The sequence below is a fragment of the Frankia sp. BMG5.23 genome (assembly GCF_000685765.2).
Classification (GTDB): Bacteria; Actinomycetota; Actinomycetes; order Frankiales; family Frankiaceae; genus Frankia; species Frankia casuarinae.
On the sequence record NZ_JDWE01000001.1, the window covers coordinates 79045 to 94759 of the forward strand.

The 15715-nt window shown below is 69.8% G+C and carries 16 protein-coding genes and 1 tRNA gene; 3 read left to right on the top strand and 14 right to left on the bottom strand.

The features are described from left to right. Positions 1-319: 319 nt before the first annotated feature. Positions 320-1381 carry a 2-oxoacid:ferredoxin oxidoreductase subunit beta gene (locus BMG523DRAFT_RS00360; RefSeq protein WP_011435014.1) on the bottom strand — a complete coding sequence of 354 codons (1062 nt, stop codon included), beginning with the start codon at positions 1379-1381 and terminating at the stop codon, positions 320-322. Beyond that, positions 1378-3264 (bottom strand): 2-oxoacid:acceptor oxidoreductase subunit alpha, encoded by a 1887-nt coding sequence (locus tag BMG523DRAFT_RS00365; protein WP_011435015.1) that lies wholly within the window; start codon positions 3262-3264, stop codon positions 1378-1380. The genes BMG523DRAFT_RS00360 and BMG523DRAFT_RS00365 overlap by 4 nt, the downstream gene beginning before the upstream one ends. Before the next feature lie 561 nt (positions 3265-3825). Here BMG523DRAFT_RS00365 and BMG523DRAFT_RS00370 point away from each other — a divergent pair. Then, positions 3826-4902, top strand: a complete 1077-nt coding sequence (locus tag BMG523DRAFT_RS00370; RefSeq protein WP_011435016.1) for a Rossmann-like and DUF2520 domain-containing protein — start codon at positions 3826-3828, stop codon at positions 4900-4902. Between the two features lie 40 nt (positions 4903-4942). After that, on the top strand, positions 4943-5815 hold the full coding sequence (htpX, locus tag BMG523DRAFT_RS00375) for a zinc metalloprotease HtpX (RefSeq protein WP_011435017.1): 873 nt from the start codon (positions 4943-4945) through the stop codon (positions 5813-5815). Positions 5816-6029: 214 nt separating this feature from the next. On the opposite strand, the gene BMG523DRAFT_RS00380 is transcribed toward htpX, so the two are convergent. After that, complete coding sequence (locus BMG523DRAFT_RS00380) at positions 6030-6518, bottom strand: YajQ family cyclic di-GMP-binding protein (protein WP_011435018.1); 489 nt, start codon at positions 6516-6518, stop codon at positions 6030-6032. Between the two features lie 186 nt (positions 6519-6704). Here BMG523DRAFT_RS00380 and BMG523DRAFT_RS00385 point away from each other — a divergent pair. Next, positions 6705-6789 (top strand) — tRNA-Tyr (locus BMG523DRAFT_RS00385). A 128-nt stretch (positions 6790-6917) separates the two neighbouring features. Here the strand turns inward: BMG523DRAFT_RS00385 and xerC are convergent. The 11 genes from xerC to BMG523DRAFT_RS00435 form a co-directional block, all read right to left on the bottom strand. Continuing rightward, entirely contained in the window at positions 6918-8417 is a 1500-nt protein-coding gene (xerC, locus tag BMG523DRAFT_RS26080; protein ID WP_235462769.1) for a tyrosine recombinase XerC, read from the bottom strand. After that, positions 8414-8716: an AlpA family transcriptional regulator gene (locus BMG523DRAFT_RS26085; RefSeq protein ID WP_235462770.1), complete on the bottom strand. Its 303-nt coding sequence runs from the start codon at positions 8714-8716 to the stop codon at positions 8414-8416. Before BMG523DRAFT_RS26085 ends, xerC begins: the two co-directional genes overlap by 4 nt. A gap of 83 nt (positions 8717-8799) precedes the next feature. After that, the gene (locus BMG523DRAFT_RS00400) at positions 8800-10110 is read right to left on the bottom strand and encodes a DUF3631 domain-containing protein (protein ID WP_051623721.1); all 1311 of its coding nucleotides are present in this window, start codon (positions 10108-10110) and stop codon (positions 8800-8802) included. Further along, positions 10107-11039 (bottom strand): bifunctional DNA primase/polymerase, encoded by a 933-nt coding sequence (locus BMG523DRAFT_RS00405; protein ID WP_043590061.1) that lies wholly within the window; start codon positions 11037-11039, stop codon positions 10107-10109. Before BMG523DRAFT_RS00405 ends, BMG523DRAFT_RS00400 begins: the two co-directional genes overlap by 4 nt. An 85-nt stretch (positions 11040-11124) precedes the next feature. Continuing rightward, positions 11125-11604 carry a single-stranded DNA-binding protein gene (gene ssb, locus BMG523DRAFT_RS00410; protein WP_043590062.1) on the bottom strand — a complete coding sequence of 160 codons (480 nt, stop codon included), beginning with the start codon at positions 11602-11604 and terminating at the stop codon, positions 11125-11127. 207 nt (positions 11605-11811) lie between these two features. Next, positions 11812-12090 (bottom strand): hypothetical protein, encoded by a 279-nt coding sequence (locus BMG523DRAFT_RS00415; protein WP_043590064.1) that lies wholly within the window; start codon positions 12088-12090, stop codon positions 11812-11814. Positions 12091-12161: 71 nt separating this feature from the next. Beyond that, entirely contained in the window at positions 12162-12359 is a 198-nt protein-coding gene (locus tag BMG523DRAFT_RS24030; RefSeq protein WP_043590066.1) for a hypothetical protein, read from the bottom strand. A gap of 44 nt (positions 12360-12403) precedes the next feature. Then, positions 12404-12646, bottom strand: coding sequence for a hypothetical protein (locus BMG523DRAFT_RS00425; protein ID WP_043590068.1), 243 nt, complete (start codon positions 12644-12646; stop codon positions 12404-12406). Between the two features lie 60 nt (positions 12647-12706). Further along, positions 12707-12973: a hypothetical protein gene (locus BMG523DRAFT_RS00430; protein ID WP_051623722.1), complete on the bottom strand. Its 267-nt coding sequence runs from the start codon at positions 12971-12973 to the stop codon at positions 12707-12709. Between the two features lie 23 nt (positions 12974-12996). Next, positions 12997-13236: a hypothetical protein gene (locus BMG523DRAFT_RS22385; protein WP_083494690.1), complete on the bottom strand. Its 240-nt coding sequence runs from the start codon at positions 13234-13236 to the stop codon at positions 12997-12999. Positions 13237-13378: 142 nt separating this feature from the next. Then, positions 13379-15676 carry a cell division protein FtsK gene (locus BMG523DRAFT_RS00435; RefSeq protein ID WP_235462772.1) on the bottom strand — a complete coding sequence of 766 codons (2298 nt, stop codon included), beginning with the start codon at positions 15674-15676 and terminating at the stop codon, positions 13379-13381. Positions 15677-15715: the final 39 nt, after the last annotated feature.

Genomic DNA, 15715 nt, shown 5'->3' on the forward strand with positions numbered 1-15715 from the left:
GATGGTGCCCCTGGGCGAACGCGGACTCGCCACGGACCGCGGGCATAGGGCTCGATGAACCCGCACTGCGCCTCCGGCTGCATCGGTGTTGTGAGCCCCCCCGGGCCACACGGCACCCCCACGCGCGATGTCACCTTACCGGAAGGTGCCGGAGTGGCGCACTCCCCGGCAGATAGCTGCCAAGCGGCATTATCAATGACATAGTTCTGTGGTAATGCGGGCTCTGCCCGGCCGTCTGGGGCGCGGGGCCGCGCGCACGCCCCGGCCGGCCGGGCCACGGGCTGTGGAGTGCTGATCAGATCAGCGGACGGCTTTCAGATCACTCGATGGTCCAGGTCTCCCCACCAGCGACCAGCGACATCAGGTCCCCGTCGCCCTGGCGGGTCTTGGCGTCGGCGATCTGGGCGTTCAACGCCTCGTCGTAGGTCGGCGCGTCGACGTCGCGGAAGATGCCGATCGGGGTGACGCCGTGCGAGTCACCGGTGAGCCGGGACAGCGCGAACGCCTGGCTCGGATCGGCCGCCCAGGCGTCGTGGACGAGGACGTCCGGGCTGCCCGCCGGGACCACCTCGAGGCTGCCGTCCGGCGCCCGTCGAATGGCCTTGTCGCCCTCGGTGCCGAAGACGAGGGGCTCGCCGTGGGCCAGCTTCAGCGTCACGTCGTCCCGGCTGGTCCGGTCCTTGAGCGGGTCGAAGGCGCCGTCGTTGAAGATGTTGCAGTTCTGGAAGATCTCCACGAAGGCGGTGCCGGGGTGCTCCGCGGCCGCGCGCAGCACCGAGGTCAGGTGCGCCCGGTCGGAGTCGATGGACCGTCCGACGAACGTGGCCTCCGCCCCCAGCGCCAGCGACACGGGGTTGTACGGCCGGTCCAGCGAGCCGAACGGCGTCGACTTGGTGATCTTGCCGATCTCGGACGTGGGGGAGTACTGCCCCTTCGTCAGTCCGTAGATCCGGTTGTTGAACATGAGGATCTTCAGGTTGACGTTGCGGCGCAGCGCGTGCAGCAGGTGGTTCCCACCGATCGACAGGGCGTCGCCGTCCCCGGTGACGACCCAGACCGACAGGTCGGGACGGGAGGCGGCGAGCCCGGTGGCGATCGCCGGTGCCCGGCCGTGAATGGAGTGCATCCCGTACGTCTGCAGATAGTACGGGAACCGTGAGGAACAGCCGATTCCGGAGATGAAGACGATGTTCTCCCGGGCCACCCCGAGATCAGGCAGGAACCCCTGGACGGTGGCGAGAATGGCGTAGTCGCCACATCCCGGGCACCACCGCACTTCCTGGTCGGAGGTGAAGTCCTTGCGGCTCTGCTGGGCCGGCGCGGCCGGCACCAGGTCGAGCAGCCGGTTACTGATGCCGCTGCGATTCGTCGTGACGGTCACTGGTTGATCACGTCCTCCAAGACGCCCGCCAGCTCCGCGGCCTTGAAGGGCAGCCCGCGAACCTGGTTGTAGCCGATCGCGTCGACGAGGTACTCGGCCCGGATCAGGGTCCTTAGCTGCCCGAGGTTCATCTCGGGAATCAGCACCTTGTCATACGACCGCAGGATGTCCCCGGTGTTGGCGGGGAAGGGGTTGAGATGACGCAGGTGTGCCTGAGCGACGTGCATGCCCTTGGCGCGGACCCGGCGGCAGCCGGCCGCGATCGGGCCGTAGGTGGAGCCCCAGCCGAGGACGAGCAGCCGGGCCTGCCCGGACGGGTCCTCCACCTCCAGTGGCGCGACATCGTTCGCGATACCGTCGATCTTCGCCGCGCGCAGCCGCACCATCCGGTCGTGGTTGGCCGGATCGTAGGAGATGGCACCCTGGCCGTCCGACTTCTCGATGCCGCCGATGCGGTGCTCCAGGCCCGCCGTGCCGGGGACTGCCCACGGCCGGGCGAGGGTCTCCGGATCACGCAGGTAGGGCCAGAACTCCGGCCCCTTCGGCCCGGTGTGGTTCGGCTCGGTGGCGAAGGCGACGCTCAGGTCCGGCAGCTCCGAGCGGGTCGGCAGCAGCCACGGCTCCGAGCCGTTCGCCAGGTAGCCGTCGGAGAGCAGGAACACCGGCGTGCGGTACTTGGTAGCCAGGCGGGCGGCCTCGATCGCGGCGTTGAAGCAGTCCGCCGGGGAGCGCGGCGCGACGATCGGAACCGGAGCCTCGCCGTTGCGGCCGAACATCGCCTGGAGTAGATCGGCCTGTTCGGTCTTGGTGGGCAGGCCGGTGGACGGGCCGCCGCGCTGGATGTCGACGATCACGAGCGGCAGTTCGAGACTGACCGCGAGGCCGATGGTCTCGCTTTTGAGCGCGACACCCGGGCCGGAGGTCGTCGTCACGCCGAGTGATCCGCCGAAGGAGGCACCGAGCGCGGCGCCGATGCCGGCGATCTCATCCTCGGCCTGGAAGGTCCGCACGCCGAACCGCTTGTGCCGGCTCAGCTCGTGCAGGATGTCCGAGGCCGGGGTGATCGGGTAGGAGCCGAGGAACACCGGCAGGCCGGTCAGCTCGCCGGCGGCGATCAGACCGTAGGACAATGCCGTGTTCCCGGTGATCCGTCGGTAGGTACCAGCCTTCATCCGGGCCGGCGCCACCTCGTAGGTGACCGAGAAGGACTCGGTGGTCTCGCCGTAGTTGAAGCCGGCACGGAAGGCCGCGACGTTCGCCGCGGCGATCTCGGGCCGTTTGGCGAACTTCTTCTCCAGGAAGCCGACGGTGCTCTCGGTCGGCCGGTGGTACAGCCAGCTCATGAGGCCCAGGGCGAACATGTTCTTCGCTCGTTCGGCCTCCTTCTTGTTGACCCCGGCGCCGACACCCTCGGCGGCGTGCACCGCGTTGATGGTCATCGAGGTGAGCGGCACCCGATGCACCGTGTAGGCATCCAGCGTGCCGTCGGTCAGCGGATCCGTCGTATAGCCGGCTTTCTTGAGGTTGCCGCCGGTGAATGCATCGGTGTTGACAATGAGATTGGCCCCCGGCGGCAGATCCTTCAGATTCGCCTTCAGGGCCGCCGGGTTCATTGCAACCAGTACGTCCGGTGCGTCACCCGGGGTGAGAATGTCGTGATCGGAAAAATGTAGCTGGAAGCCGGACACACCGGCCGGCGTGCCGGCTGGGGCGCGGATTTCGGCAGGGAAGTCCGGAAGCGTCGACAGGTCATTGCCGAATGCTGCCGTCTCGCTGGTGAACTGTTCTCCGGTGAGCTGCATACCGTCGCCGGAGTCGCCCGCGAAGCGCACGACGACCCGGTCGAGCCGGCGGGTCTCCCTCTCCCTGACCTGCTCTGACACCTTCAGTGACCTCCTCGGGTACCGTTCCAGCCTACCGGCCGTATCAATGATGCGCGCGCACCGTGCCGCCGAGTTCGATCGCTCCATCCTCGTCGACGATCGACGATCGACCTCGGTCTCCGTAGCCGTCGCGCCGTATGGTGATTGTTTGCCAACTCTACGTATATAGTCTTTGTCGTTGCGATCGTCCGGCTGGCGTGTCTTGACCCTGATATCGCTGGTCAGAAGGGGTGTACCGCCCGATGGAGGTGATCGGCCGGATCCGGTTCAATGCGCTTCCGGTAATGCTTTCCACAATTTCGGGGGAGGCCCGGCCTGTCAGGGAATCGACAGGGTGATCTTTACGTCGGGCGCCCGGAGTGGTGAGCTCGCTCTTGCCGGCGACCTGGCCCGATCCGCGATGTTACCGATTGTAGCTATTTGGTGGCTTGTGGCTGTATGTCCGGTGAGGCCCGGCATCGGGGCATGCTGGCTGTGCGGGCGGCCGGGGTCGGCGGGTGGTCAGGTATCAGGGGCGGCCCCCTCGGAAGCGGCCGGCTCCGGAACGGGGAGCATCGGGACATGACGCATCGCCCGCACGAGCAGTCGGATGCCGCGAGCGGCCCGGATGACGGTCGACCCGACGCCGCACCTTCGTCCACGGCGGCGAGTGCCGGGCCGCGGGAGGCCGGGCCGCGGGAGAAGGTGGGAATCGTCGGGCCGGGCCGGGCCGGCACGGCGCTGGGCCTCGCTCTGGCAGCGGCCGGATATCCGGTGGTGGCCGTGGGAGTGCGCTCGCCGCGGCACCGATCGAGGGCCGTGAACCTGTTTCCGGACGCGGGGGTCGGCGGGGTGGCCGAGGTCGCCGGGCGGGCCGAGGTCCTCCTCGTCTCCGTGCCCGATGACGCGATCGGGCCGGTCGTCACGGACCTGGTCGCGGCGGGAGCCGTCGGACCCGGCCGGACACTCGTGCATCTCAGTGGGCGCCACGGCCTGGGCGTCCTGGCGGCAGGCGGTGACGTGGGCGCGGCCCGTATCGCGCTTCATCCGATCATGACCCTGCCGGGGATCATCGAGGACTCCGGTCTCCTCGTCGGTGTCCCGTTCGGGATCACCGCCGATCCCGTGGCCGAGGGGCTGGCCCGCCGCCTGGTCACCGACGTCGGCGGCATCGCTCTGCCCGTCGCGGATGACCGGCGGGATCTCTACCACGCCTCTCTCGTGCTCGGCGGGAACTTCCTGACCACCCTGGTGGCAGCTGCCGGCGAGGTGCTGGCCGCGGCGGGCGTGCCGGATCCGGCCGCGGCGCTCGGTCCGCTGCTGCGGGCATCGCTGGCGAACACCCTGACCGACGGCTGGTCGGCGTCGACCGGACCGGTGCGACGCGGTGATCTCGGCACCGTCGTGGCACATCTGACCGCGCTCGACCGGCTGGATCCACAGATCGCCGCCGTGTACCGACGATTGGCGATCTTCACCGCGGAGGAGCTCGAACGGGTCGGGCTGCTCGCCCCGGCCGTGGTCGCACGCCTGCGCGAAGCCGTCCCGGACGAGCCCGGCGACCGACCGGGCGAGGCCCGCCGCGGGCCGGCAGCCGTACGGGTCGGGGGCGGCGGCCACACGTCCGACGGGAACGTTCGGCCAGCGCCGTCGCGTTGAGACAGGTGTACCGGTTCGACAGGACGGACACTCGATCGCCATGCCACACCGCCACTTCAACGGTCTGAAGACCGCGCTGCTGCTGGGCGTGCTGTCCGCCGCCATCATCGTGGTGGGTTCGCTGTTCGGGCGCGGAGGTCTGGTCATCGCGCTCGTGCTCGCGGTCGGTATGAACGGCTTCGCCTACTTCTTCTCTGACCGGATAGCCCTGCGGGCCATGCGGGCCTATCCCGTGACGCAGGTCGAGCAGCCCCGGCTCTACGCGATCGTCGGGGATCTCGCCCGCAATGCCCGGATGCCCATGCCGCGGCTGTACCTCAGCCCGACCCGGGCGCCCAACGCCTTCGCTACCGGCCGTAACCCGCGAAACGCGGCGGTCTGTTGCACTGAGGGCATCATGGAGATTATGGACGATCGTGAGCTACGCGGCGTTCTCGGTCACGAGCTCAGCCACGTCTACAACCGGGACATCCTGATCGCATCGGTGGCCGGTGCCCTCGCCAGTGTTATCGTCTATCTGGCGAACATGGCCCAGTTCCTGGCTATTTTCGGTGGGCGGAACGATGAGGACGGTCCCGGCATCTTCGAGCTTCTGCTGCTGATGATCCTGGGTCCCGTCGCGGCGACGATCATCCAGCTCGCGATCAGTCGGTCCCGGGAGTACCAGGCCGACGAGTCCGGCGCGACGCTCACCGGTGACCCGATCGGGCTGGCGAACGCGTTGCGCAAGCTGGACGCCGGCACCGCGGCGCGGCCCCTGCCGCAGACCTCCAAGCTCGGTCCCGCCGCCGCGCTCATGATTGCAAATCCGTTCCGGGGTGGGGGGGTCGGGAAGCTGTTCTCCACCCATCCGCCCATGAACGAGCGGATCGAGCGTCTCGAACAGATGTCACGCATGAATCCGTATCGGTGACCGGGCCCGATGGCCACGATGTTGTCCGCGGCGCGTCGTCGCGGTAACACCCCGAAGTACTCGGAGTACGCTTTAACCGCGAACTGCCGGCCGAAACGGCGTCGGTTCACAACCAGGACCGCGGCGGAGCAAACCCCCCAGGTTCCGCCGCAAGCACCCCGCCCGAAACCCCCCATCGGGCGGGGTGCACCCTGTCTCCAGCTTTTCCGTCGCGTCAGCGGTAGTTGACGAACTGGAGGGGAACTTCGAAGTCCTCGGTTTTGAGTATCTGGATCACGCGCTGCAGGTCATCGCGCTTCTTCCCGGTCACCCGTAGCTGATCACCCTGAATCTGGGCCTGTACCCCCTTCGGGCCATCCGTCCGGATCTTCTTGGCGATGGCCTTGGCCTTGTCCTCCGCGATGCCCTGCTGAACGGTGACGGGCAACCGGAACTCCTTGCCCGACGGCTTGGGCTCGTCGAAGGTCAGGGCCTTGAGGGAAATGCCGCGTTTGACGAACTTCTCCTGCAGTACGTCGAGCACCGCCTTGACCCGCTCGTCCGTGTTCGCTACAAGCAGAATCGACTCGCCGGACAGCGTCGCGGATGCGCCGGTGTCACGGAAGTCGAAGCGGGTCCGGATTTCCTTGACCGTCTGGTTGACGGCGTTGTCTATCTCCTGGGCGTCAACTTTGCTGACGATGTCGAAGGATGGATCTGCCACGTGTGCGGACCTCCTGGTCGGTTCGATGTGGGTGAGGATCGTGTGGAGTCGAGTGCTGTGCGTGATCGTGGTGCGCGGCCTTCGTTTCGTGAGCCGCTACTCACCGTTGTAATCGATCGTCGGCGGCCGCAGCGGGGCGGTGCGGCATCACGATGCTCCGTCGGGACCGGTATGCTCCTCTACGACGGCAGGTTGCCCGAGCGGCCAAAGGGAGCGGTCTGTAAAACCGTCGGCTCAGCCTACGATGGTTCGAATCCATCACCTGCCACCACCCCGACCTACTTGCATAGCAGCAGGTCACAGGCCCCGGAGCGATCACCGGGGCCTTTTCCATACCCACGGCCGGTCCCGGCTGATCACGGTCGTTCCCGGCTGACCGTGGACAATGCATGGACGCGATCATCGGCCGTTCTCCAGGGTCTGCGCCGCCTCGATCCGCTTGCGGGCCGCGACATCATCGCCATCCACGCACTTGGCGTAGACCTTCAGCAGGACGGCCACGCTGTGCCCGGCCCACTCGGCGACCTGCTGAGCCGAGACCCCGTCGTTCAGCCAGCCCGACAGGCAGGCGTGCCGTAGGTCGTAGACCCGCCGGGCAAGCGGGCCGGCGGCCTGTGCCGGGGTCAGCGCCTCAGTCCGCGCCGCGGCCCACGTCCGGCCGATCACCGAGTCGCTGATCTCCCCACCCCGCACACCACTGAACAGCCGGCCGTCAGGAGCGAAGCCGAACTCCGCGACATGCGCGCGGAGGATCGCCACCAGCAGCGGGCACGCCGGCACGGGACGGGTCTCGCCGACCGCCCGATGCTTCAACTGGCGGGCCGGCGTGAGCGCCTCACCGTCGGGCTCCGGTTCGTCCAGCCAGCCGGCGCTGGTCGCCGGCCGAGAGACCGCCAGGCGCAGCACACCCCACTGCTCTTCGGCGTCTTCGGCCGGGAGTTCGACCGTGTCCTTGTCCAGGGCGTTGATCTCCCCGGGACGGCATCCGGCGTAGTAGGCCACCGCGAAGTAGGCGACCAGGCGGCGGCCAACGTCGCCTTGCCGGCCGGCGGCATCGAGGAGCGCCCGCGCCTGCTTGTGGTTGCACACCACCCGGCGGTCGACCTGCTCCACCTGCTTCGGCGCCGTCCACTTCAGGCCGGTGAGTGGGTTCGCGGCCAGGTCGCGCCGCTCCACCGCGTAGTCGAGCGCACCGAAGAACACCGCCCGCTTGCGCGCCACCGTGTTCGCCGCGGCCGGCCGACCGTCCAGCTTGCGCGCGATCCGATCCAGCGCGGCCCGCGCGATGTCCGGTTTGGCGAGGTCCGCCACCGGCCGGGAGTGCTTGGCGAGCCATACGAGCGTGGCGGCCAAGTGCGCGGGCGGCTCCAGCTCGATCCGGGGGCGATGCGGCCCGGCGTCCGCAGTCCGGGTCCCCGTGCGGAACACCCATGAGTAGAGCGCCTCCCGGACGAGTTCGGCGTGCACGGCCGGCGGGTCGGCGGTCAGAAGTGCGGGGGTGACGGTCGCCAGCGCGTCGGCGATCGCGGCCCGCGACTTCGGCGCCGCGCTCCACCATTTCAGGTCGGCGAAGTCGCGGGCGTGCTCCAGCCACGTGCGCGCCGGTTCCAGCTCGGGTTCGGGTTCCGGCAGGGCGGCGCGCACCTCCGAGACGGGGATGCCCAGTTTGATGTCGAACGCCTCACCGCGACGGGCCGCGGCGAGCAGCTCGCCGCGGCGTGCGTCCGCCAAGTTGAATGTCGCGAAATTGCTGCCGAACTCCTTCTGCGCGACCCGCCCGCGAACCCGGTAGGTGGTCTTCCGGCCTCGGATCTCCTTGATGGCCCAGATGCGAACGTCGAAGGAGGTGGGCCGGCCGTCCATGTCGGGACGGCCGGTACCGGTCCGTGGTGTGGTCATGCGGCGGGGTCCTGGGTTCGGCTGTCGAGCCAGACGTTCAGGTCATGGCGGTCGATGCGAAGCTGCCCGTTCGGCAGCTTGATGATCTTGGGTGCGACCCCGCGGGCCCGCCAATCGTCGAACGTGCTGCGGGCGAGCGGGCTGTGCTCGTCTCCGAGCTCGGCGAGGACCTGTGCGAGGGAGAGCAGTTCGCGGAAGCCGGGCCGGGGTGGCGCGGTGGCAGACTTCCTCTGTCTCGTGACGTGTCCTGGCGTGGTCTTCGTCGGAATGGTGTCCGGGCGGGTGGTGCGTGGGGTCATGCTGGTCACGCTCCTTGTCGGGAGTGCGGTCCCGGCGGGTTGCTTGGTCGGCGGGTCGCCGGGGCCGCTTCGGGTGGTGGTTTTCAGGCGGTGTTGCGCCGGTTGAGAGGGGCGCACGTGGCGGGGTTGGGCGGGGTATGCGTCCCATCCGTACCAAGCTCGTTTTCGCTGGTCAGGGGTGGTACGGATTGCTCGGCTGGTACGGATTGATGCGTACCGGGGTGGGGTTCTGGTACGGATCGATCCGTACCGCTGTTTCGATCCGTACCGGGGTTGACCTGCGGTTTTACGTTTGGTACGGCTGGTACGGATACCTCGGGTGGGGTGGGGGTGTAGCGGTGCCAGGCGTCGGTGAAGGCGTCGCGGCGGTAGCCCTTGGCCTGGCCGACGGGGAAGCGGATGGTTTCGCTTTTGATCTCGAAGTCGCGGAGGATGTCGCCCATCCGTTTGCCGGTCAGTCCGGTGGGTCCGCTGCTGGCCCAGGGGGCTTCGGGGTCGCTGTTGAGGGCTTTGAGGAGCTGTTCGGTTGGTGCGGCGGGTGGGTTACCGAGGGTGGTGAACGCGGCGCGGATGTCGGTGAGCAACCGGATCCGGGTGGAGACGTCGGCGGCGTCGGCGGCGGCTTCGGTGAGGACGATGACCGCGCGGCGGGCCCGGTCGGGCCAGGGGCCGTCGGCGTGGTCGGCGACGGCGACGAGGGGTTCCCAGGTGTCGGCGGCGCGGTCTTCGACGGGCATGGCCGGTTCGGCTTTTTCCAGGCCGGTCAGGTCGCGCCGTAGCCATGTGGCGAGTTGGGTGGCGAGGGTGTGTAGGTGGGGGCGGTCGCGTTTGTGCCGGTAGGGGGCGACGGTTTCGCCGGGGGCGCGGCGGCGCATCCGGATGACCACCGCGCGGTCTTCGATGGTGTCGGGCATGGCGCCGATGCCGGCGAGGGCGGCCATGGCGAAGGTGGGCAGGATTTCGCGGGTGCGGATGGTGTTGTCCCAGCGGATCGCGGGGCGGTTGCGTTGGTGGCCGGCGTTGAGTAGTCCGCGGAGGTCTTCGTTCGCGTCGGCGTTTTTTCCTCCGAAGATCGCGTCGGCTTCGTCGACCAGCAGGGTGGGCGGGTCGTCGTCGATGGAGCGGTAGACCGCGGCACTGCTGGTGTTGACGGTGATCAGCGGGTTGTGACAGGTGGCCTCGACCACGTCCAGCAGCCGGGACTTGCCGCAGCGTTTCTCCGGGCCGCGGATGACCAGCCTGGGCGCATGCGCCCAGGCTGGTTGGGCGTGGGTCGCGGCGATCCACAGCACGACCGCGTCTGCGGCTTCCGGGGTGGGCAGGACGACGTAGCGGATCAGGGCGACGCGGACGGCGTCGAGGATCGCGGCGCCGTCGATCGGCGGGCGGGTCATGCGGGAATCTGCCGGGGCCGGCGGGCTCCGGCGCGTAGGCCGGATCGGATGGTGGCTTCGGCTTCGGTCCAGGTGAAGCCGTCGGTGCCGATGTGGATTGCCGCGGCCTGTTTCAGCCTGTCCGTCACTTCGTGTTCGGTGAGGGCGCCGCCGGCGACGAGTTGTCCGAGGTTCTGCGCGGCGATGTAGAGGGTGTTGTTGCGGTGGCTGGTGGCGTTTTCGACGTAGGCGGCTTGCCGGTCCAGGGCGGCGTGTAGGTAGGCGGCGCGCCGTCCGGCGGGGAGGCGCAGCGGGGCGGGCCGGGCGGCGGGTCGGGGTGGGGTGTGCAGGGGCTGAAACAGGTGGGGGGGCAGGGGGGCGACGGGAAGGTCACGGACGGTGGTGTATGGGCGGCCGGCGACTGACGTGCCGGCGGCGACGACTTGTCCGCCCCAGCCGCGGGTGTCGATCCACGGGCCGAGGGTGCCGCCGGTGTTGACCATCCTGGTGTCGGGGGGTGGGGTGTAGTAGAGGTGCCAGCCGCCGTGGCCGGTGCGCACGGTGTAGGTGGGGGGGATCGTCCAGTCGCCGCGGCGGGCGAGGACGGCCAGGACGTCCGCGCCGTGGCGGACCCCTTCGGCCGTCCAGCCGGGGGGTAGCGGCTTGTCGCCGGGTTTGGGGACGTCCAGGTCGACGACCACGAGCCCGGACGGGCCGGTGGCGATCCCAACGCCGTGGTGGGGGTGGGCCTGCCAGTGGCGCTCGATGAGGGCCGGGTCGGTGGTGGCGCGCTGTTCCCAGGTGCGATGCCCGTCGGTGCAGAGGCCGGTGGCCGGGCAGCGGTCGGCACGGTGCGCGAGAGGGATCTTCTCGCCGGGGCGGAGCGGCAGGACATGCCAGCCGCGGCCGGCGGCGGCCAGGGCAGCGGCGAGGTTTCCGGATGTGATCATGGGGTCTCCAGGGGCGGGCGGGGCAGGGGCAGACCCTCCGGGGTGGGGTGGTCTGCCCCTGTCTGCGCCGTGGGCGGGGCGGGGTCTAGAACGGCGGTTCGTCGCTGTGGCCGGGGTCCTTCTGGCCGTCGGCGGCGGCCGTAGGCTGACCGCTGGTGGCGGTGGACCAGGGGTCGTCGCCGGTGCGGCTGGTGCCGCGGGAGGTGCGGGTGACGGTGGCGGTGGTGAACAGCAGCGACGGGCCGACGTCGTCGACGTCGAGGCCGAACATGCTGCGGTGCTGGCCGGTTTCCTTGTCCTCCCAGTGGTGTTGGCGTAGCCGGCCGGTGACCAGGACCCGCATACCCCGGGCGAGGGTTTCGGCGGCGTTCTCCGCGACCCCCCGCCAGGCGGTGCAGGTCAGGAACATCGCCTCCCCGTCCTCCCACTTGCCGGTGTTCTTGTCGTAGCGGCGGGGGGTGGAGGCGACGGTGAACCGGCACAGCGCGGCGCCGTTCGGGGTGAACTTCAGCTCCGGGTCGCCGGTCAGGTTGCCGGTGATGGTCAGCGGGGTTTCGTTCGCCACAGGGGTGTCCTCTCGGATACGGGGATGGGTGATGCCGGGAGTCAGGGCCGGGTGGTCATGCCACCGTGGCGTGGCCGTGCCGTCTCGGGTCGCACGGCGCTCAGGCAGCGTCGCAGCGGCGGCGGATCAGCAGCACGTGCAGCGCGTTGGCGTGGTCGTGGCTGAACGCCACCGCATCGGCGGTTAGCCGGACGGTTTCGCGGATGCTCATCGTTGTGCCCTTCGGCCCTGTGCCGTGTCGATGTCTCGTTGGATGACGGCGGGGGTGATCCCGGCGTCGGTGGCGGCCTGCACGGCGCCGTCGAGGGCGGCTTGGGCGTGGGTGAGCCGGTCGGTGTGGGCACGGCCACCCCCGGCCCGGCGGCCGGCCTGGTCGAGGTCGTGGACGTGCCGGGCGGCGCGGAACAGCGCCAGTCGCGGCGAGGGTCCCCCGGACTGCCGGCCGGGGATCGGGGCGGTGGTTTCGCTGCCGTCGCGGATCGCCATGTCAGTGCCTCTTCTGGGTGGGCGGGGTGCGGGTGAGCATTCCGGTCTCAGTCCCTTCGACATCGGGATATTCAGCCGCCGAGTTCAGCGACCCTGTTAGCGAGTTCGGCGGCTTGTTCCCTGCGTTCGGCGGAGTGGTGGAGGACGTCGCCGTGCATTTCCATGTACTTTTCCAGGTCTTGAATGGCCAAGGCGAGGTTTTTCTTACGCTTCTTTTCGGCGGCCTTCGTCTGGGCGTCGGCGAGGATCTGTTCCGGGGTGCGGGCCATGGGTGCGCTTCTTTCTCTCGGTGCGGATGTGGGTGGGTGGGTGGTTATCGGGCGGCGGTGTTCGGCTTCCAGCGGATGCCGACCCGGCCGCGGGTGGACATCCGGTCCAGGGAGCGGTCGCGGCCTTCCTGGACGGTGTCCTCTTCGCCGATGCCGGCGAGGTTGTTGTCCCAGGCGGCGTTTTCCCGATCTTTGGTGATCAGGGTCTGCTTGATGCGGCCCGCGCGGCGGGCCTTGCGGTGGATGTGGCCTGTTGGCGGCTTCGGCTTTCGAGCCTTGATGGTCATGTCTTCTCCGGTTCTGGCGGTGGTGATCTGCCGGGCGGCGGCCGGTGCGGGGGTGGGTGGTTATCGGGTGGCGGTGTCGAGGTCGGCGTCGGTGGGGTCGAGGGGGGCGGGGTGGCGGGTGAGGGTGATCGCGGCGATGGCGGTGAGGACGGCGGTGGTGGTTGCGGTGAGGGCGAGGGCGGTGGGCCATTGGTGGATCGCGACCGCGGCCGCGGTGAGGACGGCGGCGGGGCGGCGTAGCTGGGGGCCGTGGGTGGCCAGCCAGGCCAGGGTCCGGCGGATGGCCCAGAAGGCGGTGAGGGTGAGCAGGAGGAGCAGGAGAGTCATGGCGGGTTCCGTCCGTGGTGGGGTCAGCGGAGTCGGCGTAGGGCGTTGGTGAGGTGCCGTCCGGCGCGGAGTTTCAGGCCGGTGTGGTCGCAGTGCCGGCAGGGCCGGGAGCGGGCACGGCCGCGGCGGGGGGGTGTGTGGCCGGTGCCGTCGCAGTGCCGGCAGGGCCGGAACGGCCGGACCCAGCACAGAAGGCTGTAACCGAGCGTGACGGAGAGGAGGGTGAGGGCGGGGAGGGCTAGCAGGGTGGGGTGGGGGGTCACGACACGGCTCCTGGGCCTGGTTTCGGGCAGGGTCGGCCGGGGGCTGCTATCTGCTAAGGCCCTGGCCAGGGATGGGAGGGGGTGCTAGCGGATCTGCTAGCGCTAGCAGGTCGGGCTGCTAGCGCTAGCAGCCCGGTGCGGGCTACTCCGCCTTCCGCTTTCGGTCACGTTCCGCTATCGCGGTGAGGATGTCGGTGTGGGCGATGCCGCGGCGGGTGGTGGGTCGGCCGTCGATACGCCGGCCGACATCGGCGACGGTGATCCGGTGGGGTTTGAGGGCGGCGGTGAGTTGCGCGGACTCCCAGCCGGTGTAGACGTCGGGGCGTAGGTCGGCCAGACGGCGCACAAGGGTCTCGTTCCACTCCTTGTCCTCGCCGGCTGGCCAGACCGCGGCGATATCGGCGAGTAGATCGACGGTGGGCGCGGCCTGGCGGGTCTGCTCGGTGGGGGCGGGTAGGGTCCCGGCGCCGGTGCGCAGCTCGATGGCGCGGTCGACGATCCGGGTCAGCTTCGGGCCGGCGACGGGGAACGACCGGTCGGCGGCGGGCTTCCCGAACCCGGCGAGGATGCCCCACCCGGCCTCTGTGACCGGCTCGAACACGGTGGCCCGGTAGCCGTTCTTGTAGGCGGACGTACCGAGGATCATGTCGTTGGCGACCTGGTCCGCGACGGACAGGCAGAACCGGCTGTTGACGTTGCGGGTGATCCCCGTGGGCAGGCTGTCCTTGTCCGGGATCTGGGTACCCAGCAGGATGATCACACCGAGGGCGCGGCCGAGTTTGATGGCCCGTTCCAGCATCTCCCCGGCCTGCTTGCCCCACTTCGACATGAACAGTTCCTGGGCTTCGTCGATCCACACCACGAGCGGGTGCAGCCCAGAGCCCTTCAGGGAGGCCAGTTCGGGGGTGACCTTGTTCTCCGGGGCCTTGCCGGCGGCGGCGTAGAACGCGATGCGCTCGGAGCGCCGCCGGCATTCGGCGAACACCCAGTCGATCATCGCGGCGCAGCGTTCGAGGGTGTCGTCGTCGAAGCCGTTGCCGTACTCGGACATGACCGGTTGAAGATCGGCGAAGTCCCCGACGCCCTTGAGTTCGTAGCCGCGGATCTCCACCCGAGGGTCGAGGGCGGCGGCGAGGACCAGCAGCCGCAGCGCGAACGACTTACCTGACCCGGGCTGGCCACCGAACAGCCAGTTCCGGAACATCAAACTGACTGTGATCACGTCCATGCGCGGGTTGGTCGCGAACGGGAACGGGGCGAACACGTCGACCTGACCGGTGCGGATCAGCGGCCAGTCGGGTTGGCGCATCGTGGACGCGGGTTCCTGACCGACCCACAGAGCAAGCCGGCCGGTGTGCCCGGGGGCGGTGTCCGGCCACACCTGGTCCAGTGGCAGGCGTAGCGCGGACGCGAGCCGGCCGCGGCGGGCGATGACCTCGGCGGCTTCCACCCCGTAGGGCAGATCGACGATCGCGAGGTGACCGGGGCCGTCGCGGTGGATCTCCTGCGGAAACGAGATCGCGCCGGGGTTCTTCGCTACCGCGGAGGTGATCCCGGCGATCCCCAGACTCGTCAGGCCGCGGCGGACCAGCTCGGCGGTGAGCTTGCGATACCTCGACCCGGTGGACACCCGGTCGAGGATCGGCCGGTCCTGCGGCCGTCCCGCGCGGGCGAGCACCACCACCCCGGCGAGGAGGGCGGCCAGCCGTAGCGGCCAGGGAACCGGACCGAACAGCACCACCGCCGCGGCGAGGAGGGCGGCGAGGGTGGCCAGGATGAGGATCGGCCAGCGGACCACGGTTTGCCGCTGGCGGCGTAGGTCCAGCTTCAACCACGTCTCCGGGTCGTTACGCCGGGCGGCGTCCTGCCGCAGCGCCCAGTTCCCTTCCTCGGCACTGGCCCAGCGGACCGACCGGCTGGCCCCGCGGACCAGGCCGACCGGCGCCCACACCGCGACCTTCCCGGCATATTTCGGGGTGCGGGCGGCGTGGAACGCGACGACATAGCCGGCGTAGCGGACCGCCTGGCGGACGCTCGCCCGCGCCGTCGCCCGACTCGCCAGCCACGGCGGGATGATCGGCGTCTGGCGGCGTTCCAGGAACGCCCACGGCCGGACCGGATCGTCCGCCTGGTCGACCGGTGCCCCCGGGGCCGGCGGGGTGAGGTCAACCGACTCGGCGTCGTCATCGTCCGCGCTGTCGTCCGCGCTGTCGCTGTCCTGGTCAGGGGCGGGTGGCACGGCCGGGCGGCGGCCACGCGCCTTATCCAGGTCCACGACCGTCGCACCACCACCACCGTCGGTGCCGTCCCGGTCAGCGCCGTCAGTGCCATCGGAGTCGTCGGGGTCGGTGGGGTCGAAGCCGGAGACGTCCGGGACCCAGCCGGACGGGTCGTCACCCGGCCGGGCCGGATCCGGCCCGGTGTGGTCGGGAGTCGTCATGATGGGAGCTACCTCCTGTGAGGGGAGGACCGGGGTGCG

Coding starts and splice junctions, on each gene's coding strand:
- BMG523DRAFT_RS00435 (WP_235462772.1), bottom strand. CDS start 15,676: ATGACGACTCCCGACCACACCGGGCCGGATCCGGCCCGGCCGGGTGAC.
- BMG523DRAFT_RS00400 (WP_051623721.1), bottom strand. CDS start 10,110: ATGACCCGCCCGCCGATCGACGGCGCCGCGATCCTCGACGCCGTCCGC.
- xerC (WP_235462769.1), bottom strand. CDS start 8,417: ATGACCACACCACGGACCGGTACCGGCCGTCCCGACATGGACGGCCGG.
- BMG523DRAFT_RS00425 (WP_043590068.1), bottom strand. CDS start 12,646: ATGACCATCAAGGCTCGAAAGCCGAAGCCGCCAACAGGCCACATCCAC.
- htpX (WP_011435017.1), top strand. CDS start 4,943: ATGCCACACCGCCACTTCAACGGTCTGAAGACCGCGCTGCTGCTGGGC.
- BMG523DRAFT_RS00370 (WP_011435016.1), top strand. CDS start 3,826: ATGACGCATCGCCCGCACGAGCAGTCGGATGCCGCGAGCGGCCCGGAT.
- BMG523DRAFT_RS00405 (WP_043590061.1), bottom strand. CDS start 11,039: ATGATCACATCCGGAAACCTCGCCGCTGCCCTGGCCGCCGCCGGCCGC.
- BMG523DRAFT_RS00415 (WP_043590064.1), bottom strand. CDS start 12,090: ATGGCGATCCGCGACGGCAGCGAAACCACCGCCCCGATCCCCGGCCGG.
- BMG523DRAFT_RS26085 (WP_235462770.1), bottom strand. CDS start 8,716: ATGACCCCACGCACCACCCGCCCGGACACCATTCCGACGAAGACCACG.
- BMG523DRAFT_RS00430 (WP_051623722.1), bottom strand. CDS start 12,973: ATGACTCTCCTGCTCCTCCTGCTCACCCTCACCGCCTTCTGGGCCATC.
- BMG523DRAFT_RS24030 (WP_043590066.1), bottom strand. CDS start 12,359: ATGGCCCGCACCCCGGAACAGATCCTCGCCGACGCCCAGACGAAGGCC.